Here is a 7,575-nt window from a genome sequence, read left to right as displayed (position 1 = left end):
GAGGAGAACGCGGTGCGCGGTCTCATGCCTCGAACGTCTCGGCCACCTGTTGGTTCGTGCAGCGCGGTACGGGCTCCGCGGGTTGTGTCCAGCCTGCCTGCGTGACGTTCGCCGGGCTTTCGCCGATGGGTTGGCGGCCACGTCGGCGAATCCCACCGGCCGCGCGCGGAGGAGAACGCGGTGCGCGGTCTCATGCCTCGAACGTCTCGGCCACCTGTTGGTTCGTGCAGCGCGGTACGGGCTCCGCGGGTTGTGTCCAGCCTGTCCGCGTGACGTTCGCCGGGCTTTCGCCGATGGGCTCGTGGCCAGGTCGGCGAATCCCACCGGACGCGCGCGGAGGAGAACGCGGTGCGCGGTCTCATGCCTCGAACGTCTCGGCCGTTTGTGCGATCACGCGAAGGTCGCCCTGCCGTCACGAGCGGTCGGCGGGCGGGGCGCGTGGGGCCGAGCATGCGCTTGCGAGGCCGACGAAAGCCTCGCTCGGACGGGAGGTGAGCGGTGGTCATCGGGTGTGCCGGTCAGCCGTTGCGGAAGACGACGCCGTGGCCGCCGTCGGGGTAGGTCCAGGTGATCGCGCCCTCGCCGTCGCAGACCTGGTAGCAGGTGCCGCACTCGAAGCACTGCTCGTAGTTGAACAGGATGCCGCCGTCGGCGGTGGGGGCGAACAGGTTGGCGGGGCAGGCCGTCACGCAGGCGCGGGTGGTGCAGGAACGGCATACGTCCGAGTCGACGGTGATGTGGGCGCGCTCGCCCACGCGGAAGTCGACCGTGGCCATGCGGTCCTCGAAGGACACCTCGGCCCAGCGGTGGTCCGTGGGGCGTACCTGGACGGATCCGGCGGGAGTCGCGGCGGCGCGCCGCCCGCGGAGCCTCATCGGAACGCCCGCCCGCCGCGCAGCCCGTCCATCAGCAGGTGGCGCAGCCGTACGTCGTTGCGGCGGGCGGCCCGTCGCAGCAGCTTGAGCAGGCCCGGCTTGGGCGTGGGGTCGGTCACGGTGAACATCCCCTCGGCGAGGTCGGCGATGAGTCCCGGGTAGCGGTGCTGGACGCGATCGGACAGCACGAGCCCGGGGGCGGCGCGCAGCCGCTTGTGGTTGGCGAGCACGAACCCCTCCTCCAGTTCCCGCCGGTACGCGGCGAGCCCGGCGGCGGAGGTGTCCCCGGAGGCGACGGCGCGGGCGGCGGTACGCCCGGCGGCCAGCCCGGATCCGATGGCGAAGTTGACGCCCTCCAGCCAGATCCCGGCCGCCAGGCACATTCCGGCGGCGTCCCCGGCGACGAGCATGCCGTCGGTGTGCAGCTGCGGAATGTGGTCGTATCCCCCTTCGGGGATCAGGTGCGCGCCGTACTCCTTGAGGGTCGCCCCTTCCAGGTACGGCGCGATCGCCGGGTGGGCCTTCAGCCCGGCGATGACCTCCTCCGGCCGCTTCTTGGACGCGGCCAGGTGCGGCAGCGACAGCACCACGCCGACCGCGACCGTGTCGGCGTTGGTGTAGAGGAACCCGCCGCCGGGGATGCCGCCGGTGCAGCCGAGGATCTCGAAGTCCGCGCCCTCGTCGCCGCGCAGCCCGAACCGCTGGTCGATCACCTCGCGCGGCAGCGCGAGCACCTCCTTGACGCCGAGCGTGTGGTGCGCGGCGTCCACGCGGGGCAGCAGCCGGGCCTCCTTCGCCAGGAACGAGTTCACCCCGTCGCAGGCGATCACGACCTTGGCCCGCAGGTCCCCGTCCGGCCGGTCCGTGCGCACCCCGGCGATTCGTCCGGTCTCGTCCCGCAGCAGGCCGGTCGCCACGGTCGAGGTGACCAGCGTCGCGCCCGCCGCCACGGCCTTGCCCGCCAGCCACCTGTCGAACTCCGACCGGAAGGCGGTCATCCCGTTGTACGGCGGACGCCCCCAGGCCTGCGTGCGATAGTCCACCGTCAGCGCCTGGGTCGGCGTGGCGACCATGGTCGAGCGGCGCACCACCCACCGCTGGACGGGGACCTCCTCCCACCATCGGGGCACCATCTGGTCGAGGATCCGCCCGTACACGACGCCGCCGTACAGGTTCTTGCTCCCGGGGAACGGGCCGCGTTCGAGCAGCACCACCGACCGCCCGGCCCGCGCCAGCTCCCACGCCGCCGCGGCCCCGGCGGGCCCGGCCCCGACGACGACCGCGTCCACCTGCGCGGCCCCCTGACCGTTCACCCGCGGATCAGCCATGGGCCGCCTCCTCAGTCCCAAAACCGGCCGATGCCACACCGGCCCGGCGAATCCGCCGCGCCGCACGGACGCGGGCGACGACGGCCCGTCCGGATACGGTCACCGCCGGCCGACGATCGTCACTCATTGATGGCCTCCCGCCGCCTTTTGCAGCCGAACGGGTCGCGGGCACCGGCGTCACCCATCGGCGGCCTCTTCCCCGGATGCGCCGCCAGGTCCGCGGGCCGGCTCGGCGATCTCCCCCGGTACGGCGACGCCGAGCCTGCGGGCCAGCTCGGCGAGCAGTTCGCGGGCGTCGGTGACCAGGCCGAGGTCGGCCATCGCGGTCATCGGGCAATGCGGGTCGGTGTTGACGCTGACGATGTGCCGGGGCGAGCCCAGGCCGCCGGTGTGCTGTCCCGCCCCCGAGACGCCGAAGGCGATGTACAGGTCGGGGTCGATGGCGACCCCGGTGGTGCCGATCTGCCGGTCGTGGCCGATCCAGCCCGCGTCGGTGACGACCCGCGTGGCGCCCGTCGAGGCCCCCAGCCGTGCCCCGACCCGGGTGAGCAGGTCGAGGGTCGCGCGGGCGGTCGTCTCGTCGGCGGCGGGCGGGACCAGCCCGGCCCCCGCCCCGAGCACGCGCCGCGCCTCGGCCAGGTCCATCGTCTCCGGATCGGGTTCGACCACGTCGAGCAGTTCGACGTCGGCCCGCTCCGGCAGCGGCCCCAGCTCGATGCCGCTCACCTGCCCGCCGACCGCCGGTGCGACGGTACGCGTCCCCGGCGCCAGGGTGACCACGGCCGGGCCGCCGACGGTGACGGGCACGAGGAGCCGGTCGTCCAGCCGGGACAGCTCGGCGCGCACGCCTCCGTCCACCCACTCGGCCGCGACGGCCTGGGCGAGCAGCGGGCATCCCAGCTCGGCGGCGAGCCGGGGCGCGAGGTCACGCCCGTCGGGGGAGGCGGGCAGCACCACCAGCGGCACCCCGGCGAGCACGGGGGCGAGCACCTCGGCCAGCGCCCCGAACCGCGGAGCCGTACCGGTGTCGCACCACCAGGCGCGCTCGGCGGCGACCAGCGCCTTGGCGGCCCGCTCGCTCCCCGAGCCCACCACCAACACCGCCCCACCGGCCTCGGCCACGGCCTCGTCCGCCCCGGCGGGCGGCCTCCCATCCCGCGCCACCACCACGGCGACCGCCTGCCCCGCCTCCCGGCCGGGCAACGCCGCGGCCGTGGCCTCCTGCCCGGTCATGCGCTCACCCCACGCCATCGAATCGTCGCCCGGCTCACAGGGCCACCGCCACACGGTGGCCTTCGACGACGGCGGCGTGGGCGCGGCGGGGTGCGAGGCAGTCGCCCACCCGGTGCACCGGGAACGGTGCGTCGCGCAGGGCGTGCCACAGGTCGTCCTCCGGCCGCTGGTGGACGGCGCAGACCACCCAGTCGGCGGTGCGGGTCAGGCCCGTGCCGGTGGGGTGGTGTTGCAGGGTGAGGTCCACCCGGCCGTCGTCGGTGGCGGCGGCGGCCATGGGGACCACGTCGGTGGTTTGGCGGATGCCGCGCTCGTGGGCCTTCACGTTCCACGTCTCCAGGTCGAGGGTGATGCCGAGGTCCTGGCCGACCACCATGCCGGGGGTGACGATCTCGACGTCGCAGCCGCGGTCGGCGAGCAGTTCGGCGACCGAGGTGGCCTGGTGGAAGCCGAGTTCGTCGACGACCACGACCCGGCCGGCGGGCCGGGCGCGGCCCTCCAGCACGTCGCGTACGTCCACGACGCGGTCCAGGCCGCCCGCCCACCAGGGGGCGGCCGGGCGGGCGCCGGTGGCGAGGATCACCGCGTCGGGGTTCTCGGCGCGCAGCAGCGCGGCGTCGGCCTCGGTGCCGGTGCGTACGTCCACGCCGAGGTCGCGGACGCGGGCCGCCAGGTTGCGGGTGAGGTCGAGGAACTCGGCCCGGGACGGCACCGTCGCCGCCACGGCGACCTGGCCGCCGAGAGCCGGGCCGCGCTCGTACAGGGTGACGCGGTGACCGCGTTCGGCGGCGGTGACGGCGGCCTGCAGCCCGCCGGGGCCGCCGCCGACGACCAGCACCCGCCGTCCCCGGCGGCGCGGCTCCGGCAGCGGGATCGACTCGCGGCCGGTACGCGGGTTCTCGATGCAGCCGAGCCAGCGGTTGAGGCCCATGCGGCCGACGCACTCCTGGTTGCACGACAGGCAGGTGCGGATGCGGTCGGCGTTGCCGGAGCGGGCCTTGGCGGCGAAGTCGGCGTCGGCGATCTGGCCGCGGACGACGCCGATCAGGTCGGCCTGGCCGTCGCGCAGCGCCCGGTCGGCCTGCAGCGGGTCCTTGAACCGGCCCACCCCGATCACCGGCAGCCGTACGGCGGCGCGGATCGCGCTCGGGATGTACATGGCGTAGCCCGCCGGGATGCGCATGCTCGCCTCGATCATGTACAGCGTGGAGGTGGCCACGCCGATCGAGGTGTTGATGTAGTCCACCTTGCCGTCGGCCTCGACCATCCGGGCGACGGCCACGGCCTCGTCGATGGTGGTGCCGCCCTCGATCAGCTCGTCGCCGCAGAGCCGTACGCCGAGGACCCGGCCGGGCCCGATCGCCTCCCGCACCGCCGCGACGATCTCCAGCAGCAGCCGGGCCCGGTTCTCCAGCGACCCGCCCCACCGGTCGATGCGCCGGTTCGTCGCGGGCGACAGGAAGCCGCGCACGATCGAGGAGTGCGAGCACTGCAGCTCGACCCCGTCGAAGCCGCCCTGTGCGCAGTGGCCCGCCACCTTGGCGTACCCGGCGACGATCTCCCGGATCTCGTGCTCCTCGACCGCCTTGGGCACCTCGCGGAACAGCGGGTCGGCGACCGGGCTCGGCGCCCATACCGGCAGCCGCGAGTACATGCCGGACGCCTGCCCGCCGTTGTGGTTGATCTGCGCGAGGATCGGCACGCCGTGCGCGTGCACCGCCTCGGTGATGCGCCGGTAGCCGGGGATCACCTCGGGGTGGAAGCCGTGGATGAGCTTCTCGTACGGCCAGTCCGTCGGGTGGGTCGAATGCTCCTCGGTGATGATCATGCCCGCGCCGCCGGCCGCCCGCGCCGCGTAGTAGGCGGCGTGCTGCTCGCTCGGCAGCCCGTCCTGGGCGTAGTTCGTCAGGTGAGCGGAGAACACGATCCTGTTCCGCAGCGTCAGCGGGCCCAGCCGCAGCGGGCTGAACAGGTACCGGTACCGGCCGGTGGCGGTCATCGGGCTCCTCCGGTCGCGAGTTCCACGGCGCGGCGGCGGCCTTCGAGCACGGCCTCCAGGACCGTGCGCGGAGCGACGCAGTCACCGGCCCTGGGGGTGCCGGGCCGGGCCTGGTAGAGGGACTCCTCGGGGAGCTCGAAGCCGCAGTCGATCAGGACGGCGCAGGGGAGGCGGCGGGGTTCGCTCGTCCACACGTGCTCCACGGTGGCGTGGCCCTCGGCGAGGGCGCGCAGCCGGGAGCGCAGCACGCGTTCGACGCCGGCCCGCTGGAGGCGGGAGTTGGCGTCGGCGAGGTCGCCGGTGAGGGCGAGCATGGTGCCGGCCGTGCCGTCCCGGGTGATCAGGGCCACCTGGCGGCCCTCGGCGGCGAGCCACTCGGCGGCGGCGACGGCGATCGGGCCGCCGACCGGGTCGTCGAGCACGACGGGACCCTCGGGGAGCGCGGCCGGGCCGCGTTCGCACAGCTCCCGTACGCCGACGACGGTGATCGAGCCGTCCGCGCACACCGGCTGCGGGCCGGGCCTGGCGCCGGTGGCCAGCACCACCTGCCCGGCCGAGGCGAGATCGTCGGCCGTCACCTCGGCGCCCACGTCGATGCGTACGCCGAGCCTGCGGCACTCGGCCTCCAGCCAGTCGGCGAGCAGCCCCATGCGCTCGCGCGCCCCGCCCCCGACGGCCGACAACCGCAGCGCGCCGCCGGCGCGCTCCCGCTTCTCGGCCACCCGCACGGTACGTCCCAGCGTGGCCAGCACCCGCGCGCACTCCAGCCCGGCCGGGCCGCCGCCGACCACCAGCACCTCGCGCTCCGCCGCGGCCGGGCCGCCGCCGACCACCAGCACCTCGCGCTCCGCCGCGGCCGGGCCGCCGCCGACCACCAGCACTTCGCGCTCCGCCGCGGCCGGGCCGCCTGCCTCGGCCACCGGCATCTCGTCGAGGAACGACTCCTCGGTCTCGTAGCCGCTGCCCGGCTCGCCGACGCAGGTGACGATCGGGTTGCGGTTGTCGCGGACCAGGCAGGTCTGGTTGCACAGCACGCACGGCCGGGCCCGCTCGGCCATCCCGGCCCGCGCCAGCGCCACCAGCCTGGGCTCGGCGATCTGCGCCCGCGTCATCTCCACCAGGTCGGCCGCCCCGTCGTCAAGCGCCGCCTGCGCCGCGCCGAGCTCGACGACGCTGCCCTGCAGCGCCACCGGAACCCGGCCCCCTGCGGCCTTGCGCATCGCATGGCACAGGTCCAGGTTGAACCCCGGCGGCGTATGCCCGTCCGGCCGGTACGCCGAGGCCGAGAACGGCCCGCCCCGCACCACCACCAGCAGGTCCACGGCGTCGGCGAGCGCGTCCACCTGGGCGGCCGCCTGCTCGGGCGTCACCCCGGCCCACGGCGCGAGCTCGTCGCACGACAGCCGCAGCGACAGCACCCGGTCCTCGCCGATCGCCTCCCGCACGGCGGCGAGCACCTGTCGCGTCAGCCGCAGCCGGTCCTCGCCGTACGCGTCGCCGCGCAGGTTCGTCAGCCCCGAGTGGAACTGCCGCAGCAGCGACACCGCCCCCGCGTCGATCTCCACGCCGTCGAGCCCGGCCCGCGCCGCCCGCCGCGCCGCGTCGGCGAAGGCGGCCATGACGGCGTCGATCTGCTCCTGCTCCATCTCGGCGGGCATCTCGCGGGTGACCGCGTCCGGCACGGGGGAGGGCGCCCACAGCACCGACTGCGAGAACGCGCTCGACCCCTGCCCGCCCGCGTGGCCCAGCCCGGCCAGCACCAGCGTGCCGTACGGCGCGCACGCCTCGGCGATCGCCGCCCATCCGGGCTCGCACAGCTCGGCGAGCGGGGCCCGCTCGTAGGGGTGGTCGTCCGCCGTCACCGACGCCGTCTCCACGACCACGACCCCCGAGCCCCCGGCCGCCCGCCGCCGGTAGTAGGCGACGTGCCGCTCGGTCAGCTCGCGGCGGCGGCCCAGGTTCGTCTCATGCGGCCCGAAGATCACCCGGGCGGGCGCGGTCCGCCCGGCCAGCCGGATCGGATCGGTCAGCCGCGGGGAATCCCCCGTCACCGGGTTCCCCCGAACACGTCCGGTCCCCGATGTCCGTCAGGAGCCGGATCTCCCGCCGACCAGGACGGGAATCGGCGGGTCGCCGTCGA

General features: G+C 75.3%; 5 protein-coding genes. All 5 read right to left on the bottom strand.

Features of this window, described 5'->3' with window-relative positions; all coding sequences use genetic code 11:
- Positions 1 to 518: 518 nt before the first annotated feature.
- Positions 519 to 875: a 4Fe-4S dicluster domain-containing protein gene (locus AB0K60_RS35965; protein ID WP_364065787.1), complete on the bottom strand. Its 357-nt coding sequence runs from the start codon at positions 873 to 875 to the stop codon at positions 519 to 521.
- Complete coding sequence (locus tag AB0K60_RS35960; protein WP_364065784.1) at positions 872 to 2,203, bottom strand: FAD-dependent oxidoreductase; 1,332 nt, start codon at positions 2,201 to 2,203, stop codon at positions 872 to 874. The genes AB0K60_RS35965 and AB0K60_RS35960 overlap by 4 nt, the downstream gene beginning before the upstream one ends.
- A 177-nt stretch (positions 2,204 to 2,380) precedes the next feature.
- Positions 2,381 to 3,436, bottom strand: a complete 1,056-nt coding sequence (locus tag AB0K60_RS35955; RefSeq protein WP_364065782.1) for a mycofactocin-associated electron transfer flavoprotein alpha subunit — start codon at positions 3,434 to 3,436, stop codon at positions 2,381 to 2,383.
- 34 nt (positions 3,437 to 3,470) lie between these two features.
- Positions 3,471 to 5,435 carry a mycofactocin system FadH/OYE family oxidoreductase 2 gene (locus AB0K60_RS35950; RefSeq protein WP_364065780.1) on the bottom strand — a complete coding sequence of 655 codons (1,965 nt, stop codon included), beginning with the start codon at positions 5,433 to 5,435 and terminating at the stop codon, positions 3,471 to 3,473.
- Positions 5,432 to 7,486 (bottom strand): FAD-dependent oxidoreductase, encoded by a 2,055-nt coding sequence (locus tag AB0K60_RS35945; RefSeq protein WP_364065777.1) that lies wholly within the window; start codon positions 7,484 to 7,486, stop codon positions 5,432 to 5,434. The genes AB0K60_RS35950 and AB0K60_RS35945 overlap by 4 nt, the downstream gene beginning before the upstream one ends.
- Between the last annotated feature and the right edge of the window lie 89 nt (positions 7,487 to 7,575).

It is taken from the genome of Thermopolyspora sp. NPDC052614 (assembly GCF_040678635.1).
Classification (GTDB): domain Bacteria; phylum Actinomycetota; class Actinomycetes; order Streptosporangiales; family Streptosporangiaceae; genus Thermopolyspora.
Note: the sequence above shows the minus strand (reverse complement) of the source record. Positions and strands in the feature narration are given on the sequence as shown.